The 19,255-nt window shown below is 39.0% G+C and carries 14 protein-coding genes and 1 other annotated feature (1 of these 15 running past the window's edge); of the genes, 11 read left to right on the forward strand and 3 right to left on the reverse strand.

Features of this window, described 5'->3' with window-relative positions; genetic code table 11:
* The first annotated feature begins 28 nt into the window (after positions 1–28).
* From RBB56_RS13820 to RBB56_RS13840, 5 genes are all read left to right on the forward strand, one after another.
* A complete protein-coding gene (locus tag RBB56_RS13820; RefSeq protein WP_306719555.1) occupies positions 29–1,438 on the forward strand; it encodes an ABC transporter substrate-binding protein in 1,410 nt (469 codons plus the stop codon).
* Positions 1,439–1,602: 164 nt separating this feature from the next.
* Positions 1,603–2,493 carry a carbohydrate ABC transporter permease gene (locus tag RBB56_RS13825; RefSeq protein WP_306719556.1) on the forward strand — a complete coding sequence of 297 codons (891 nt, stop codon included), beginning with the start codon at positions 1,603–1,605 and terminating at the stop codon, positions 2,491–2,493.
* The gene (locus RBB56_RS13830) at positions 2,493–3,323 is read left to right on the forward strand and encodes a carbohydrate ABC transporter permease (RefSeq protein ID WP_306719557.1); all 831 of its coding nucleotides are present in this window, start codon (positions 2,493–2,495) and stop codon (positions 3,321–3,323) included. Before RBB56_RS13825 ends, RBB56_RS13830 begins: the two co-directional genes overlap by 1 nt.
* 65 nt (positions 3,324–3,388) lie before the next feature.
* Positions 3,389–5,275: a sensor histidine kinase gene (locus RBB56_RS13835; RefSeq protein WP_306719558.1), complete on the forward strand. Its 1,887-nt coding sequence runs from the start codon at positions 3,389–3,391 to the stop codon at positions 5,273–5,275.
* A complete protein-coding gene (locus RBB56_RS13840; RefSeq protein ID WP_306719559.1) occupies positions 5,268–6,779 on the forward strand; it encodes a response regulator transcription factor in 1,512 nt (503 codons plus the stop codon). The genes RBB56_RS13835 and RBB56_RS13840 overlap by 8 nt, the downstream gene beginning before the upstream one ends.
* 99 nt (positions 6,780–6,878) lie before the next feature.
* Here the strand turns inward: RBB56_RS13840 and RBB56_RS13845 are convergent, their stop codons facing one another.
* Genes RBB56_RS13845 through RBB56_RS13855 form a run of 3 tightly spaced genes read right to left on the reverse strand, consistent with a single transcriptional unit; the run spans position 6,879 to position 10,337 of the window.
* Positions 6,879–8,456 (reverse strand): extracellular solute-binding protein, encoded by a 1,578-nt coding sequence (locus tag RBB56_RS13845; RefSeq protein ID WP_306719560.1) that lies wholly within the window; start codon positions 8,454–8,456, stop codon positions 6,879–6,881.
* Between the two features lie 45 nt (positions 8,457–8,501).
* Positions 8,502–9,389 (reverse strand): carbohydrate ABC transporter permease, encoded by an 888-nt coding sequence (locus RBB56_RS13850; protein ID WP_306719561.1) that lies wholly within the window; start codon positions 9,387–9,389, stop codon positions 8,502–8,504.
* Between the two features lie 15 nt (positions 9,390–9,404).
* Positions 9,405–10,337: an ABC transporter permease gene (locus RBB56_RS13855; RefSeq protein WP_306719562.1), complete on the reverse strand. Its 933-nt coding sequence runs from the start codon at positions 10,335–10,337 to the stop codon at positions 9,405–9,407.
* A gap of 236 nt (positions 10,338–10,573) precedes the next feature.
* Here RBB56_RS13855 and RBB56_RS13860 point away from each other — a divergent pair, with 236 nt between their 5' ends.
* From RBB56_RS13860 to RBB56_RS13885, 6 genes are all read left to right on the forward strand, one after another.
* Complete coding sequence (locus RBB56_RS13860) at positions 10,574–12,817, forward strand: helix-turn-helix domain-containing protein (protein ID WP_306719563.1); 2,244 nt, start codon at positions 10,574–10,576, stop codon at positions 12,815–12,817.
* Between the two features lie 23 nt (positions 12,818–12,840).
* The gene (locus tag RBB56_RS13865; RefSeq protein ID WP_306719564.1) at positions 12,841–13,938 is read left to right on the forward strand and encodes an alpha/beta hydrolase family protein; all 1,098 of its coding nucleotides are present in this window, start codon (positions 12,841–12,843) and stop codon (positions 13,936–13,938) included.
* Between the two features lie 137 nt (positions 13,939–14,075).
* Complete coding sequence (locus RBB56_RS13870) at positions 14,076–16,244, forward strand: glycoside hydrolase family 36 protein (RefSeq protein WP_306719565.1); 2,169 nt, start codon at positions 14,076–14,078, stop codon at positions 16,242–16,244.
* 15 nt (positions 16,245–16,259) lie between these two features.
* A complete protein-coding gene (locus RBB56_RS13875) occupies positions 16,260–17,624 on the forward strand; it encodes a glycoside hydrolase family 28 protein (RefSeq protein WP_306719566.1) in 1,365 nt (454 codons plus the stop codon).
* Between the two features lie 82 nt (positions 17,625–17,706).
* On the forward strand, positions 17,707–18,378 hold the full coding sequence (locus RBB56_RS13880; protein WP_306719567.1) for a D-lyxose/D-mannose family sugar isomerase: 672 nt from the start codon (positions 17,707–17,709) through the stop codon (positions 18,376–18,378).
* Between the two features lie 149 nt (positions 18,379–18,527).
* On the forward strand, positions 18,528–19,142 hold the full coding sequence (locus RBB56_RS13885) for a putative ABC transporter permease (RefSeq protein WP_306719568.1): 615 nt from the start codon (positions 18,528–18,530) through the stop codon (positions 19,140–19,142).
* Between the two features lie 54 nt (positions 19,143–19,196).
* Positions 19,197–19,255: a binding site (T-box leader), on the forward strand (it continues 221 nt past the right edge of the window).

Here is a 19,255-nt window from a genome sequence, read left to right on the forward strand (position 1 = left end):
AAGCGAAAAAACTTGGAGGGTGAAGAAAATGAAAAAGAAAATAGTAGCAGGCTTGTTGACTTCGGCAATGATACTTACCGTGCTGGCAGGCTGTGGAAGCGGCGCAGAAGTACCGGCAGCGGATACCGGGACAGCAGTAGAAGAAACAAAGGATACAGAAGATACAGCAGGTGCTGAGGAAACAGCAGATGTAACCGCTGATACGGAGGCAATTGTTACAGAACCTACAGCACTTACTTTTATATTTGCAGACGGTGATGAAGGCGCAAAGATTTCTATGAATGAAATCGTAGATAATTTTAATGCAGCTTATCCAGATATAACAGTAACCATTGAACCGGGTAACGGTGGTGCTTACAGTGAATTTATAAAAACGAAAGACAGCGTAGGAGAATTTCCTGATGTAATGGAAATGAGAGATACCGCTCTTTACGTTCGGGCAGGGAAGCTGGAACCTTTATCCGATGAAATCGTTTCATTATTTAAGACAACAACAGACTTTGACGGTAAAGTTTATACGGCGCCGTTAGCGGGTGAGAATACCCAAGGTATTATTTATAACAAGGCATATTTCGATGAAAACGGTTGGACAGAGCCTGCGACCTACGATGAGTTTATTGAGCTTTGCCAGGCAATCAAGGACAAGGGTGATATGGCGCCGCTTGTAGTGGGCGGTCAGGATATCTGGCATATGGGATTTCTATTCCATAAGGCATATAATGACCAGGTATTAAGTAAGGATGCTGATTTTGTTAAGCATTGTTATGAAGGTACAAAGGACTTTTCAGATGATACTTTTAAGGCGACCTTTATGGAGTTACAGGAAATTATGCAGTATGCACAAGATGGATGGGTGTCTACGCCGGATGCACAGATTACCACCTTCCTTGTAAATGATATGGCGGCTATGATGTATTCAGGTACTCATATGTTCTCGCAGATATCCACAGCAGATCCGGAATTTGAAATGGGTTGGTTCGCTGTACCCAGCCCTGACGGAAAAACACGTTTAGTAGGCGGCGGTGGAATCGGCGGTCTTGCAATTTCCGCAGAAGCGGCACAGGACTCGAATAAAAAGGCAGCAGCAGAAGCGTTTATCACTTATTTCTACCAGCCGGATAATTATAAGATTTTATGTGAAAGAATGAGCGCAATTCCGTCAACAATAGAAGAGCCTCAGCTTGATGTATCGGATGTGTTCCAAGAGGTTATTGATGCCAACTCCACGGCAGATGATCTTGCACCTATGTGGAACGGCCGTTCAGGGGACAATGAATTACCTCCTGATTTCAGAAACTTTACATATAAAACCTTAATCGAAGTACTGCAGGGAACGAGAGATATTGATTCTGCCTGCGATGAATTAAACAAGACCTGGCAGGTCGGTATTCAGAGCTTTAATCCGATAACAGGTGTTGGTATAGAAGCCGCAGAATAAATCCCATCACAAATAACAGTAATATATAGACGGCAATTTTTAATCACCGGATATATAGAAACGGAATCTCTCCCTAAAAAGGAGAGATTCCTTAAATAAAAGGTGTTTGGTAACTGTGAGGGAAACGAACTGTTACATTGTTTTTATAAGAAGGGAGCTATATTATGAATACGACAAAGAAAAAGGGCTTTGATACAGTTGCATTTACCTTCATTGCTCCTGCATTTATCTTTTTTACATTATTTATCATTATACCTACCGTATCCAGTGTGTATTACAGCTTTACCTCTTGGGACGGTGTCAGCCCTGTCGTGAATTTTGTGGGGGCTGCTAATTATAAAGAAATTTTCACCAGTACGAGATTCAGTAATGCACTTAGGAATACGGTGATTCTTACTTTTTTTATTTCTATTGTGGAAAATGCTATGGCGCTTGGTCTGGCATTAATAGTTGACAACGTAAAATGGGGGAAAAACTTTTTCAGAAGTGCTTTTTATATTCCTGTTTTAATCAGCGGTATCGTTTCGGGTTTCATCTGGAAAATTATGTATAACTACAATTTTGGTATCTTTAATGCAGTGTTGGAAAATCTGAGACTTTCTAATTTGAAACAGGATTGGCTGGGAAATGCGAGCTTAACTTTGCTGATGATAGGATTGGTACTTATCTGGAAGGGCGTGGGATATTATATGATTATTTACCTGGCTTCCCTGCAAAGTGTTTCTCCTGATTTAATTGAGGCGGCACAGATTGACGGGGCAAGTCCCGTACAGAGGTTTAAAGCAATTACGATTCCTCTGATATCCGGTGCTTTTACTATCAACTTCACATTGTCTTTGATCAATGGGTTAAAGGTATTTGATCAAATTAATGTTATGACAGACGGAGGACCGGGATTTACATCCGAAACATTGGTCTATCTGCTTTATAAGGTAGGATTTAATGAAGGCAGACAGGGGTTTGGTACAGCAGTGGGAATTATGCTGTTATTTATTATCATAATCCTTAACACCGTTCAGCAGAAATTTCTGAAAAGCAGGGAGGTGCAGATGTAATGGGAAGAAAAGTAAAACCGGGAAGTATTATACTGCTTGTTGTAACAATTTTACTGGCATTTTTATTTATTTATCCTGTATTATTCGCATTAATGTCAGCCTTTAAGAGCAATGGTGATATTTTAAAAAGTCCGATAGCATTTCCCACCTCTTTGTACATACAGAATTTTAGAGATTTGTTCGCGCAGTCAGATTTTGCAAGGGCCATATTAAATTCCGTATTCCTTACGGTAGTATCGGAAATTTTGATCGTATGTATCGTTCCGATGGCAGCATATGGAATTGAAAGAAGAAAAAGCAGAACCACTGCTTTCATCTATATTTACTTTTTGGCGGGAATGATGATACCTTTTCATTTATACATGTTTCCCTTGTTTAAAGAAATGAAGATGCTTCATTTATTCGGTAATATGGCAGGACCGATCTTATGCTATATTTCCGGCTCTATCGCTTTCGGAAGTCTGCTGTATTGCAGCTTTTTAAAAGGGGTACCATTGGAAATAGAAGAAGCGGCTATGATAGATGGATGTACTCCTTTTCAAACCTTCTGGAAAGTAACCTTCCCTTTGTTAGGACCTTGTACGGGTTCCATGGTTATTCTCAATGGACTGGGGATATGGAATGATTATTTAATGCCTTATTTAGTGTTGCCAAGCGGAAAAGCAAAGACCATTACTGTTGAAATTGCAGGATTTGTAGGGCAGTATACGGCAAGGTGGGATATTGTATTTGCAGGGACTGTGATTTCCATTGTACCGGCGCTCATTATCTTTTGTATGTTCCAGAAGTATTTTGTGAAGGGAATTACAGCCGGAGCGGCGAAAGGATAGGGAACGTTTGCCTTTTCTGTTGTGGTTTGGTATGATTTTGCTAGAAATAGCAGGGTAGGGGGGAAATGATAATCGGGAAGGGACTTTTGCTTATGATTAAGGAGAAGGTAAGGGGAAAATTCAAGATCAAGAGAAACGGGTGGAATCTATATCAGAAATTTACAGTTACGATCATCCTGCTTGGGTTGGTTCCTATGATTATTATTTCGACTTTTATCGCGAATCGGATGATTAAGGATTATACCAATGCGCTGAGTACACAGTATGAGCAGGCAGCAGGATATGTGTCTTCCAGTATGGCGTCTATGCTGGATTCATACAATACGATTTCCAAAATGCCTTATTACTATAATTTCGGAACGGCGGGGGAGTGGGATAGCTACTTGTCCTTTGATAAGTTCCGCCAGATCATTTACGGAGATGGGTATGAAGCGGAAACGATTGAAGAAGAACGAAAAAAGGATATGGGGAATTTTCTTCAATATGTGCAGAGTGTAGATCCGTATATTAATGGGGTGCACATCATTGCACAGGATGAGAAGGAGAATAAATTATCCTTTCATTACAGTAACTATAATACTTTTTTTGCAGATGAAGATCTGTTCGAAGAAATGGTCAGTTATGAGGAAATCGACAGGCAATATAATAAGCTGATGCTGATACCTACTCATGCAACTTCTTATTTTTATGGAACACCCGATATGGTATTTACCGTAGCGAGGAATTATTTCGATTTGCGGGGAACTGTTGGACACACTCCTTATGTAGGCACGATTTTTATTGATGTCGATTTAAAAAAGATGGAACGGATATTCAGCAGTGTGGAGTTCACGGGTAATGAAGTATTTTATGTAATAAACGAGGAAAATGATTGTTTCTATAGTAATGAAGAGGAAAGAATAGGAAATAATATTACTTATGTGCTCGAAAACTTAAGACAATCGGACAAGCAGCTTGTAATAACAACAAAGGATAATGGTTACGGATTGCAGGTTGTTGTCGTCATGAATACAGAAATTGCTTATGGTGCGATCAAAAATATGCAGCATATGATGTATTTTTTTATCGGAGCATCTGTGATTGCCCTGTTTGCAGGTTCGGTATTTTTCTCTAAGCGATTGACAAGGCCAATGCACGAGATGATGGATCAGATGTCATTAGTGGAAACCGGTAATTTTGATATTGAGCTGCCTGTTCGCTCCGGAGATGAAATTGGCATATTGGCAGAGCGGTTCAATCAGATGAGCAGTGCCCTGAAAAAATACATCAACCAATCTTATGTGTCACAAATCAAGCAGAGTGAAGCAGAGCTGACTGCTTTGAAATCACAGATTTATCCTCACTTTTTGTATAATACTCTTGAGATTATACGGATGACCGCTTTGGAAGAAAAAGGGCATGAAAAAGTGCCTGAAATGATAGAATCTTTATCAGAGCAGATTCGCTATTTGATTGGTCCTATGCAGGATGTTGTACCGTTGGAACAGGAAATTGATATTGTGAGAAAATATGTGTATCTTTTAAATTGCAGAATCGAAGGAAAGGTACAGATTACGGTAGCGGCTCAGGGAGCGTCCAGGATACTGGTACCCAAGCTGATTTTACAGCCTATCATAGAAAATGCCTATGTTCATGGGATCAAACCTAAAAACGGAAATGGCAGTATTATGATTGAAATCGCAAAGCAGGGGAATATGCTGGAAATTTTGATTATGGACAATGGGGTAGGTATGGATGATGTTGCAATTGACAAGATAAACAGTCTTTTAGAAGGAAATGAGCCGGGAATTAAGAATGAATACAATTGGCAAAGCATCGGACTTAAAAATGTACATGACAGAATTCGCTATCTTTACGGAGACGAGTATGGTATCAGAATCACAAGTACCTTGGCAGTAGGAACGATGGTACGGCTGATTTTGCCCTTAAGGGAGGCGGATACAAATGATTAAAATGCTATTAGCGGATGATGAGCCTATTATTACAAGAGGAATTGGGAAGCTGGTGGATTGGGAGAAGCTGGGAATAGAAATTATAGGAGCATATGAAGACGGAAGAAAAGCGCTGGAAGCTATTGTGCATCAAGAACCTGATATTGCTCTTCTTGATATTTCTATGCCGGGAATGACCGGAGTAGAAGTATTAAAAGAATGTAAGGCTATGAAGGTAAGCACTCGGATAGTCTTTATCAGTGGTTTTCAGGATTTTGAATATGCGAAAGCAGCTCTTCAACATGGTGCGGTCGATTATCTGTTAAAGCCGATAATCAAGGAGGAATTGTTAAAGGCAGTAGAAAAATGTATTGTTTTAAATCAAGGGGAATATCAGGTAAAGCAGGAAAACAAGGAGCAGCCTCTGCAAGAAAATGAGATAGACTATAGACCGTTGGTGGAAGCAGAGGATACTATATATGTACCAATCTATGCAGAGGTGGTATATAAAAAAGAGGAAAGCGGTCAGATGAAAAAGCTCATACATTTTTCTTTTAAGAGCTTTTTGGAAGAATATCTGAGAGAAACACAAAAAGGAATTACTTTCTTAAAAGAAGAAAAGATCGTGATAGTATTAAAAGGTGTAAGTAAAGGGCAGACAAGGGAGATAATAGAAGGAATATGGACGGAAGCCTTGAGAGTAACAGGACATAGAACCTTCTTTGTCATAGGAGAGGAAATCCATTCTATGGGGGAAATTCCGGGAATGTTTGCCAGGTGTCTGGAAAGAGAGGGGTATCTTTTCTTTGCAGACCAGATGCAGGTACCGATTATTACATTGGGAGAAAAGGTATTTGCAGGGAAGGCAGATTCGGATATTTTAAGCGAAACCAGACAGAAACTATGGGACGCAGTTATTGCACAGAATACGGAATTGGCGGAAAGTACTTATAAACAGTATGGGAAGCAAGTTTGCCGTATGGCAGAAGGGAAAAAAGAGGATGCTTGCTTTTATTTATGTACTGCAGTACGTCTCATAGAAGAAAAATGCGTATCACTTGGTCTGGCAGGAAGAAATCCTGAAATGAAGGAGTTATTGGAAACAGGAAGAAGCTGCAATAGTTTCAATGAAATGCTCGTATATTTCGAAGGGGAGTTTAAGGAATATTTGGCTGCCGTGAAATCAGTTGCGGTCAACAATGAGAAAAGGGAAATTATAAAAGCAAAGGAATATATTGAAAATCACTACAAAGAAAATCTTTCTTTGGGTGTACTGGCAGAAGAAATGCATATGAATCCCTATTACTTCAGCAGCTTTTTTAAGAAGAATGCAGGTGAGAATTTCAAGGATTATGTGAATCGTATAAGGATTAATCATGCAGTTTCTTTATTATTATCCACAGATAGGAAGGTATATGAAATTGCGTCAGAGGTGGGGTTTGGAGATATAAGAGCTTTTAATGAAGCCTTTCAAAGAATATATAAGGAAACCCCAAGCAATTATAGAAAAAGAGTTAGTAAATAAGTATAATTTTTGCATATATTTAAAGAGTAAAGGGGCGGTTTGAGAAAACAGCCCCTTTCGTCATATTGAATTGATTGAAATAGTATGAAACGATGTATATTAATTTCCGGTATAAAGGTCGGATTGTGTTTGCATAAATGCTGTGATTTTATCGATTCCGGCTGCGGTTTGTTTATCGATGTATTTCCGGATGGCGGTATCTACATCATCACCGCCTGTAATACCTGCTAACAGCAGCTTGCCTTGTTCATCATATAATTGATCGCGCTGAGCCAGTTCTGTTTTGATTTCGCTTGTATCAGGGTTGAAGCCTGTTAAAGGAGACATTACAAAGTTATCCTTTTGTAACCATTTCAACTCATTATCTAAGGCTTCCTGTGTAATAATGCCGGAGGGTTTATTGAATTGTTCTCTTACAAAAGGCCAGTTAAACCATCCGAGATAAGTAGAAGTAGAAGCATCCTGTCCTTCAGGATATTGAATGGAACCGTCTTCGCCTTTTACATAGGTCATACCTTCTATACCATACATAAACATATCATATGCTTCTTCGTCTGTATTTAATAATTCTAAGAGCATTAAGAGTCTTTCGGGATTAGCTGCATTTTTATTGATTGCAAAAGCATTATTTAAAGGGGAATCGAGGCGGTGTTTTCCGTCAGGATAAATTTCTGCCCATCCATACTCCGCACCAGCGATGTTGAACGCAACTCCCTGTTGGGCATTCTCCATTAACCCTATCTTGGCAAAGGTTTTTCCGTTTTCGAACATTTTAGTATCTGTCTCAGATAACTCATTTTTTGAAACAATTCCTCCGTCATACCATTTTTTCATCCAGGTAACGGCTTCTTTAAACATTTCTGTTTGCTCAATGGGCTGTAAGGTAATGGATTCTGCATTGTAATCGTAGGTATACATATGGTAATTTAAAGAATCCATTTCGTATTTACAATGCAAGATAGAAAGCACATCACTATAGGTATTCCCCCTTGGAAAACCGGATTCAAAGGTAATGATATTTGAAATTTTTTCGTTTGCGTCTGTAAGGAAAGCATCCAAATCTTCAATGGTTTCTAACTTGGAGGTGTCTACACCATATTGTTCGGCGAGGTCTTTCCTATAGAAAAGGATAGGCTTTGAACTTTTTTGACGAACCCAGGGGAGCGCTACCATTTCACCTCCAATACTACAGGAAACCGTACTGCCGTTATCGAGATAGGTCTGGTATAAAGTAGGAGCATATTGCTCCATTAAGCTGTTTAAAGGAAGAAAAGCCCCTTTGTTTGCCATTTTAGTGTAAAGCATCCAGTCTGAAACATAGAATCCGTCAAAATCGTCACCGCCGGCAACAAGAGAAGTCATTTTGTCTTCATAATCGCCAAAGGAAACGAAATTATATTCAATTTTATCGATATTTAACTGGTCTTTATATTTTTCGCAAAAAGCAGCGAGTACTTCATCCTGAGCAGAATATTTATCGGAACAGGACCAGAGCGTTAATGTAACAGGTTCCAATTGAGACTGTGTGCTGTCAGTTTCTGCGGCGGGGACATTAGATGCCTCTGTTTGAGTGCTGTCTGTGGAAGTCGATGTTCCTCCGCAGCCTGCAAGCATTGTGAGCATCATTGCAGCAGCGAGGAAAGCGGTGAAGATTCGCTTGAGTAAATTTTTTTTCATAACTATTACCTCTCTTTTTTATTATATGATTTTTTGAAGTTGATGTCAGCCTTTTACCGCACCAACCATGATACCTTTTACAAAATATTTCTGAACAAACGGATAGACTAAAATAATGGGTCCGATGGTTGCCATGCAGGTCGCCATTTTGATTCCTTCAGAGGGAATGGTACTCGATGCCTGTGCAATTGCATTCACATTTCCGGCTGAACTTAAAAATTGGATATTGGAAGTAATGGTTCTTAATAAAAGCTGCAACGGCTGCATATCCACATTATCGATGAGCATGATTCCCAGCCACCAGTCATTCCAGTAATTTAAACAGATGAATAATGAAATGGTGGCAATGACCGGTTTGGCAAGTGGAAACATGATTCGGAAAAATATCCGATATTCCCCGGCACCGTCAATTTTGGCAGCCTCTACAAGTTCTATTGGTATGCCTCTGTAATAATTTCTGGTTAAGAAGATAAACCAGGCATTCGCTAAGTAAGGAAGTATTAATGCCCATATGCTGTCAGTTAAATGAAGGATATTTCGGCAGACGATGAACCAGGGAACCATTCCGCCCGTAAATAACATGGTGAACAGGACAAAGAAATTCAAAAATTTATGATATTTTACCCGCTCCTGTGATAACGGATAGGCTGCCAGCGCAATAACAAAAACACTTAAAATAGTACCTCCCACTGTTACAATAAGGGAAATTTTATATCCGCTTAAGATACGGCTCATATCGTTTGCCAAAATTTTGTAAGCAGTGAAATCCAGATTTCGTGGAAATAATCCATATCCATATGCCATAATATCTTCTTCGGCGGTTAAGGAGCCGGACAGCACCAGCCAGAAGGGAAGGATGCAAACGAGGGCAAATAATAATAGAATGGCAGCAATAGGAAGGTTTGATAAATCTTGTTTGGCTTTGTTAAACATATTGTATAGCCTCCTTTAGAATAATGAGCCGTCAGGACTGTATTTACGAGCCAGCTTATTCATAATAAGTAAAATAGCGGTAGAAATAATTGATTGATAAAATCCGGCTGCTGATGCCATACCTACATCACCGTTAAGACGCAGGTTTCGGTAAATAAATGTATCTAATACATCGGTAGTACTATAAAGCTGCGCATTATTTCCTATCATGGAATAGAACATACCGAAGTCGGCGTTCATGATTTTTCCACAGTTCAGAAGAAGTAATGTAATTGCGGTCGGTGCTACCAGAGGAAGACTGATATAACGAATTTGTTGCCATCTGCTTGCGCCGTCAATTTTAGCGGCTTCATAATAGGAAGTATCGATTCCGCCCAGAGCGGCTATATACATAATCATCCCGTAGCCGGTCATTTTCCATAATCTGAAAATTACCAGGATAATAATCCACAGCGTGGGATTCTCATACCAATTGACAGGCGTAGCACCAAAAAGTTTTAACAATGTATTTAAACTGCCGTGTTCGTAGTTAAACAGGTTGTATGAAAATAATCCGACAACAATCCAGGAAATAAAATATGGAAGGAAAATGCCAAATTGAACAACGGACTTGAACTTTTTCTTATGTAATTCCTGAAACATCAGCGCACAGCCTAATTCAAAAACCAAGCCGAACAGGATGAATAAAAGGTTTAAAAATATGGTATTAAAGGTTGCTTTCGCAGCAGAGCCGGAAGCGAATAAATATTCGAAATTCTTAGTGATAGGATGAATCCAGGGACTTCCGAAAATGCCGTCTCCAAAATTAAAATCCTTAAATGCAGTTACCAGACCGAACATAGGAAGATAATTAAATAAGATAAGTATTATGGCGGCAGGTAGGAACATGGAATAAAGAGCTTTATTTTTATTTATCTCTTTACCGAAGGACATGAATTTGTTTTTCATGGGTAATACCCCTTTCTTTTCATATGGATTGCTTTCAGTATAGAGTTGGAATGATTCTTACGAAACTGCGAGAACTTGCGAAAGAGTATAAAGTGAATGGAAATAGAAAATGAGACGGACTATAAATATTAACTATTTACTATAAAATGTATTCTGAAAAAGCTACAAACCCTGTAAAAACGCCATTTGTTAAAATGAGGTCATTTGCAGAGCAAAAACAATTACTATATAATTTTATGGAAGGCTATAAGAAAGGTATGGTTATTATTATGGGAGAAAAGAAAGGCGGTAGATATTTTTATAAAGTGACACTTTTGTTGTTTGCAACGGTGTTTATCATAGCTGCTGTGTTGACTTCTTTTTCATATAAACAGTTTTCCGATGCGCTAAAGGGAAAAACTTATGCGGATTATCAGGCCGGCTTACGGAAGAATGCCCAATCATGGGAAGACTTGGTAAGTCAGATCGGGCAGTTGAACTCAGCAATAACAATTGATTCCCAGACGGCAGCTTATTATAGCCTGAAAGAGTTCGATCCGGAACAGCATTATTACACCTATTTAAAAGTAAAAAAGATATTTAACATTCATCCCTATCTTATTTCTATAGGTATTTATAATAGTAAAATCAGTGAACCGTTGTATTGCGGAACAGATGAGATAGATATGGATACTTTTTGGGTAGAAATGCAGCAAAAAAACGGAAAGTTTATTATTGATTCGAAAACAACAGGAGCAAGTGAGGCTGACTTGCTGGTATTTGGTTATCCCATTTATACCGATTCTTTCGATGAACCTCAAAGTGCAGTTTTTATCTGTCTTGATGCGCGAAAAGTAAAGAATCATGTATTGGGAGAAGCGGATTATGGGCAGATATTGATTAATGAAAACAGACAATGTCTGACAGCCTTCGCAAGGAATGAAACAGACGATGAAATTGTTGAGTGGGTCAAGGGAAAAAAAGCAGTAGAAATAAACGAAATAGTAAGGTTGCAGGGGGGAAAATATCTTTGCTCTGCTTATAGTGAAGACGATAATTGCTTTATTAGTTATGTAAACTACAATGAGGTGATGGGGCAGTTGAACAGGCAGAAAAATATTTTCTTATTTGTCTGTCTTATAGTAATGGCAGTGAGTATGGGAATGGAATTTCTCGTTGCAAGAAAAATATATCAGCCTATTAAAAGCATGAAACAGGAATTTGAAAAATCTAAATTTGCAGACGGACAGACATTGGGAGAGTTTGAATTAATCAAATATGTGTACGAAAGTGCTTTGACAGAGATTGCGGAATTAGAAGAGCAGAATGCATTATACCTGCCTAGAATCAAAGCAGATATTCTGCGAGATTTATTGTTCGGAACAATCAGGCCGGAGGCGGCGATCGAAAAGTTAAAAGAGTATCAATGGGAAATACCCTTTCGAGGAATGTTTTTGGTCGATGTTAAAATAGATAAAAAATTAGAAAATGAACTTTTAATGAGTGTAGTGCAGGCAAAAATACAGCAGCTCTTTGTGGATGTTTTGGGGAATGACTTTTTTATAGAGAGTATATCGGTAGATAACGATGAAGTGATCGTTATGCTGAATACTCTTGCGGGGAAACCTGTCACTTTTGAAGAATTGGTAAAGGAACTGGAAGGGATAAGAGATTCCATTATAAAGGAATATCGAGTACTGCTAACGATCGGACTGGATGGGATGATCGACGAAATACAGGATTGTCATGCGGTTTATGAAAAGGTTAAGGGACTTCAGAAAAATCGGTTTGCATTAGGCGAAAATCAGGTAATATATCAGGCGAGAATTATGGAACTGTTGCCGGAAGCGTTGAATTATCCCGATAAATTGATCAATGAAATATTAGTTCATTTGGGGAATAATGAGAGAGCCAAATTCGAAGAAAAGATAGAGGACTTTTTACAAACAATCTGTCAATATGTATATCCTTCTGCTTCTATTCTTTTTGCCAGATTGTATTTGGAAATGGCAGCGAGAATTCAAAAATACGGAGTACCTGAAAAGAGTAGAATCGCAGCGGTGGATATGAAAATGAATCCGGGCACCCTAGAGGAAGCGAGAGGCTTGCTGTTAAAAGCATATGATGCTTGTGAAAGCAGAATGGATGAGGCAGAGCATGCAAAAGAAAACAAACATTATAAAAAGATTGTTGCCAGCCAGGAATTTATTATGGAAACATTTTCTGATTGTAATTTAAGTGCGGATTCTATTGCGGAAAGATTAGGATATTCAACGAATTATTTTGCCAGAATATTTAAGACCATTACTGGTTTTTATATTAATGATTATATCAGGCAGATTAGGATAATGAAGGCACAGGAATTTTTGCAGAATACAAATATGACAGTAAATGAAATAGCAAAAGAAACAGGATTTACTACTCCGAATTATTTCTATGCCATTTTTAAAAAGGAAACAGGAATGACGCCTGCAGCCTATAGGGAGGCTGTGGAGGAATAAGTTCAGGAAAGGGAAGATAAGAAATGGAGATTAATTATTCATATAAAGAATTTTTTCAACATTTATATAACAGTGAAAGACCATTTTTTGAGTTGAACGCGGAAACCGAGGAAACATATAGAGAGTGGAAAAAAGAATTTAGAGAAGTATTGCGGGATAAACTGGGGCTTAATCTGTTAGCGGATATTGTGAGGCGTCAGAATGGAGGCAGGAAGGAAATAGGACTGATTGAGGGAGAAGTAACAAAGGAAAAGGGATATATAAGAAAAAAATATATGATGGAAACATTGCCTTCTGTTTGGATGCCCTTTTATATGCTTGTGCCGGATGGAATTGACAAGGAGCATCCCGGAAAAGCGATGATTGCCATACCCGCTCATGGAGCAAATAAAAATACCATTGCGGGAGTAGGTGAAACAAAAGAAGAAAAAGAAAAAATACAAAAGTTTCCTAAAGAAGCATATGGACTTTCTTTTGTAAAGAAAGGATATGTAGTGTTTTGCCCTGATCCTCCGGGATATGGAGAACGGGTAGAGCCAATGCCCAGTGAGGATAAAACATTTTTACCAGAAAAAGAAAGAACATCATTGGATTGCTCCTGTAAGGATCTTGCACAAACGGCGGAAGCCTTTGGACTGAGTCTGACGGCATTGGAAATTTGGGATTTGATAAAATTACTGGATTTTATGTGCCGGGCGGAAGAAGTAGATAAGGAACATATCGGTTGCGGCGGTTTTTCTGGAGGAGGTCAATATACTATGTGGCTGGCTGCGTTAGATAACAGAATCAGGCTTGCAGTAGTTAGCGGATATGTTCATGGTTACTATGACAGCATATTGGAATGTCATTTATGTCCTTGTAATTATGCCCCCGGATTATGGAAGCTTGGAGATATAAGTGATATATGTGCTTTAATTGCTCCCAGACCTCTTTTTATAGAAAATGGGATATCGGATGTGGAAAATGGACCCATTGGTATTGAAGGACCGAAAAGGCAAGTAGAGAAAATACGAAAAGCATATCGGTTATTTCATGCGGAAAAGCAGCTAGAGCACGTAACGCCTCAAGGTCCGCATCAATGGTATGGGGAGTGCTATGAATTTGTGAGTAAATATTTATAAGGGGAATTCACAATACAGATAAAAAGCAGGAAAGGTAAGTAGAAGACCGTAATGTATATTGCTATCTTATAGATCGGAAGCTATAAGTAATATAAGAGAATGTAGCAGAAAGAGAAAGGTAAATACAGGAGGTGGAAATGAAGGAATTAATCGGTAAATACATATTAGGGGATACGACAATCTTTTATGTGTTGGAGTTGGGCACGCAGACAGCAGGAATTATAATGCTGCCGAATGTATTAACGGATAAATTTACATTGACAGGAATGTGGCAGGTTGACAGCCTGGTACAGATCAAAGCAATAGGGGACAATAATCCTATCGGATTTTCTCACGGGCATTCCATGCGAAACAGCGGAACGACACAGGCATTGAAATATCAACAGCAAAAGGTGGAAAAAGAAGAGGAAAGAACAAAAATTATTACGGTACTGGCAAGCGATAAATTAGAAGCAGTACATACGTTAGAATATAAAAGAGGAACAGAGTATTTTAAAATATTAACCGAAATTAGAAATATATCGAAAAAGGAGCTTACAATTGAAATGCTTTCGTCCTATTCCGTATGTGGATTTTCACCGATAGAGGAAGCGGAACGGATGGAGGATTTTAACCTTTACCGTTTACAAAGTAAATGGAGTGCAGAGGGCAGACTGCAGAAGCAGAACTTTACAGAGCTACAATTAGAACCGAGTTGGCAAAAATACGGAGTACAGTCCGTTCGTTTCGGACAGGTAGGAAGTATGCCGGTACGCAGGTATTTTCCATGGATTGGAATCGAAGATAAAAAATACGGATACTTCTTAGGGGCACAGCTATATTATGCCGGTTCCTGGCAAATGGAATTGTATACAAAAGATGACAGGGCGGCTATGTCCGGTGGACTGGCTGACAGAGAGTTCGGACATTGGATGAAAATACTGAAACCGGGAGAGGAATTAAAGGCACCTAAGGCAGTGCTGGCGTCATGTACGGGAAATGTAGATGATTTAGCCTATAGGCTTACCCGGGCACAACAGGAGGGCTTAGATGATTTGCCGGAAAGCGAGAAGGATTTACCTGTATTGTTCAATGAATTCTGTACTACGTGGGGGAATCCGACCAAGGACAATCTGTTGAAAATTGTAGAGGCAGTCAAAGGGAAAGGTTTCCGTTACTGTGTCATCGATGCAGGATGGTATTCCATTGGGGCCGATGATTGGAACGGAGATATGGGGGACTGGAAGATCAATCAGGACAGATTTCCGGGAGGCTTTACCGAAACAGTGGAAGCGATTAAGAGAGCGGGTATGATTCCGGGACTTTGGTTTGAAATGGAATGTGTAGGCTGTAATACACAGGGATTTCATAAGGAGGAATGGCAGCTGAAAAGAGACGGCTTTATCATTCAAACGGGAATGAGACGTTTTTGGGATATGAGAAATCCACAGGTAATAGAATTCCTTGCAGAAAAGGTTATTGGCATTTTGAAGCAATATCACTTCGGTTATCTGAAGGTAGATTACAATGATAATATAGGAATTGGCTGTGACGGAGCCGAGTCTATGGGAGAAGGTTTAAGGCAATATGTGGAGGGCAGTCAGATTTTCTTCCAAAAAATCAGAGAAGAATTACCTGATATTGTAATAGAAAATTGTTCTTCAGGAGGGCATAGATTAGAGCCCTCTATGATGGCACTGTCTCAAATGGCTTCTTTTTCGGATGCTCATGAATGTATCAGTATCCCTATCATCGCGGCTAACGTGCAGCGCGCCATTTTGCCGCGGCAAAGCCAGATATGGGCAGTGCTACGTGCAACTGACTCGGATAAAAGGCTGTTTTATTCCATGATAAGCACACTGCTTGGCAGAATGTGCCTGTCGGGAGATATTTATGATTTAAATAAGGAACAATGGAAAATTGTAGAGGATGGAATTGATATTTATGAGAAGAGTAAGGATATTATCAGGGAAGGAATTTCTTACCGCTTCGGAGACGATGTAGGAAACTATAATCGTCCGAAGGGATGGCAGGCGGTAATGCGACACAAGATTGCTTCACAAGACGATGAAAAAGAAGGCAGGATTTTGGTAATAATTCATAACTTTATGGGGGAAAAGAAACAGAGTGAACCATGTAAAGTAGATTTTGAAAACAGATTATCTGAAGCTGCCAGAAAGATCACAATGAAAATACCGAAAGGAAGCTGGAAGGTAGAAAACTGTTATGCAAGAAAAACTATAGATATTTCCATAGAAGGAGAGCGTTTAATTTTGGAAGGATTCGAAGATTTCGAGGCAGCAGCGGTTCTATTGACAATGGAATAAAATAGGGTGAACATTATGATTATAAAGGTTAAAGAATATGGTGCGGCAGGCAACGGAAAAAGTGATGACACTTTATCGATTCAAAAAGCTATAGACGACTGTGAAACTGCAGGCGGAGGAAGAGTCGTTTTGTCAGACGGCAATTTTATCAGTGGAACAATTATTCTGAAAAGTCATGTATATCTGGAAATTACAGAGGGAGCAGTACTTACTGCCAGTAAAGATATTGAAGACTATAAGGAGAACACTCATTACAACAGGTATCGTAACGAACCTGAATTGGACAGATGTTTTATTTATGCACAGGATGCTTGTGATATTGGAATATGCGGCAATGGTATGATTTACGGCAGTGCAGAGTCCTTTCCGAATAAAAATAGCATATATCGCCCTATGATGATACGGTTTTTACGATGCAGTGATATACATATCAGTGATATAAAACTATATCATGCAGCGGCATGGACTACTGCATTCTTGGACTGTTCCTTGATATGGGTTCGGTGCGTTGATATTTTCAATGATAAAAGATATAACGGAGACGGTCTTGATTTTGACGGATGCAGCCATGTTTATGTTTCGGATTGCCGTATACAGGGAACTGATGATAATCTGTGTCTGCAATCCAGTTCTAAGGAGTATCCTGTTTCCGATGTGCATGTAACAAATTGTACGTTTACTTCACTTTGTGCGGGAATACGAATTGGTTTAAAATCCATAGGAAAGATAAGTGATGTGGTAATTTCAAATTGTACTATGTACAATGTATGGCGGGAAGGCATTAAAATAGAATGCAGCGAAGGCGGCTATATCGGAAATATCAGTATTAATAATATCCAGATGCGCAATGTAACAAGACCCATATTTATTCTTTTAAATAATCGTTTTGAGCCGGAGGATTTAGGGTCATCCATAGAACTTACAGAAATGCCGGAAATCGGTACACTTGAAAATATCAGTATTTCCAATGTAAGCGTGGTAGATGAAGAGGAAATGAAAAATATCCATTATCGTTTTCAGAATGATATTATGGGACGGCCGCAATTTGCAGGAATCCGTATGGATGCTAATGAAAAACATCCTATTAACAACGTTCGTATGACGCATTTGTTCTATCGCTTTATAGGCGGCGTAAAAAAACATGAAATACCGAATTGCTATCCGGAAGTTGTTGACAAGCTGGAAGATAAGGATAAAAAAGGATCGGAAAATTACTACCCAGATTGGAGCAGAGCAGCATTTATGGATATCAGAAATGTGAAAAACCTTGTTTTAGATAATATTTATCTTGAAAAAAGTGAACAGGATGAGAGGCCCGATGTATTGTTAGACGGCTGTTTGATAATAAAAAAGGATATTGTAATAAGCTGTGAAAAGTAACAAAAGTAATCAAGAGTTATAGCGGGTTTATTTATAAGGCAGAAAATGAGAAAAGAAGAGAAAAGGAACGGTGTGATAAGTTATGAAAAGATCAGAAATTAATAGAGCAATTCGTAAAATGGAGGAACTGATTCAAAAACATGGAGTAGAGACTCCTCCGTTTTGTAAATGGACTCCGGAAGAATGGAAGGATAAAAACGAAGAATATCAGGAAATTCGTGATAACATGCTTGGATGGGATATCACAGATTATGGATTGGGAAGATTCGATGAAGTAGGTTTTGCGTTAATTACAATCCGTAATGGAAACATAAAAAATAACCGTTATCAAAAACCTTATGCGGAAAAACTCCTTATGGTAAAAGAGGGGCAGATGGCGCCTATGCATTTTCATTGGAATAAGATGGAAGACATAATCAATCGGGGTGGCGGAAATGTTTTAATTACAGTTTATAATTCTACAGAAGATGGAGAATTTGCAGATACGGATGTCACCGTTAATTGTGATGGAAGAGAATATAAGGTGCCTGCGGGTACGAAAGTGAAATTGGAGCCGGGAGAGAGCATTACTATCTATCCGTATATGTATCATGACTTCCATGTGGAAGAAGGCCATGGAGATGTACTTCTGGGAGAAGTGTCCATGTGTAATGACGATGAAAATGATAACCGTTTTTATGAACCGATCGGACGTTTTCCGGAGATAGAAGAGGATGAAGCTCCGTATCGTCTGTTATGCAACGAATATCTGTAACTGTTCAGTATTCTTACGGTTAGCGCAGCAAATGAGCAGACTTATTGAATAGTTATGAATATGCTTCAATTTAGGAAATACTATTAGAAAAACAGTAGATAATAATAGAGATACATTACTGATTAAAATAGACAGGCGGTATTTCCTTTATGAATGAGAATCCTACGTATGCAGATATCATTAAGCAAAAGAAAAGCCAGACTTATGGCTTTTTCTTCTATACACCTCTGTTTTTTATAATTTCCTTAGTTGGATGGATATGGGAAGTACTCATTTATTTCATACAAGACGGTGAATTTATTAATAGAGGTGTGTTGTTTGGCCCATGGCTTCCGTTGTATGGATGTGGCGGAATTTTCCTTTCCTTTATTTTGGGGAAGTATGAATATAAGCCTGTAAGGGTATTTTTTCTTTCGATGCTTATTTGCTCCTTGCTGGAGTATTTCTCCAGCTTTTTTCTGGAATGGATGTGGGGCATAAGGTGGTGGGATTATAGCGGAGATTTTCTGAATATCAATGGACGGATCTGTCTGTGGGGCAGTTTAATGTTCGGCCTTGCCGGCTGGATGTTCATCTGTTACATTATGCCATACCTGCGCTTTCTATATAGGCGGATATGGAAGGAGGAAAGGACGAGAAAGCTGCTTCAGCTTCTGTGCCTTGCCTTGATTCTTCTATTCACTGCCGATGCGGCATTCGCTGCCGATCTTCCTAATATGGGAAAAGGAATTACCTATCAGGCGGCAATATTGCTGCGGGATTAACAAGTAATTCTTGACAAAACATCCTGTATTTACTATATTTAATGTATTATAAAAATAAAGGTAATGAAAAAGAGGAGTACGCATATCCCCTTAAAAGAGAAGATGACTCATCG

It is taken from the genome of Kineothrix sp. MB12-C1 (genome assembly GCF_030863805.1).
Taxonomy (GTDB): Bacteria; Bacillota; Clostridia; order Lachnospirales; family Lachnospiraceae; genus Kineothrix.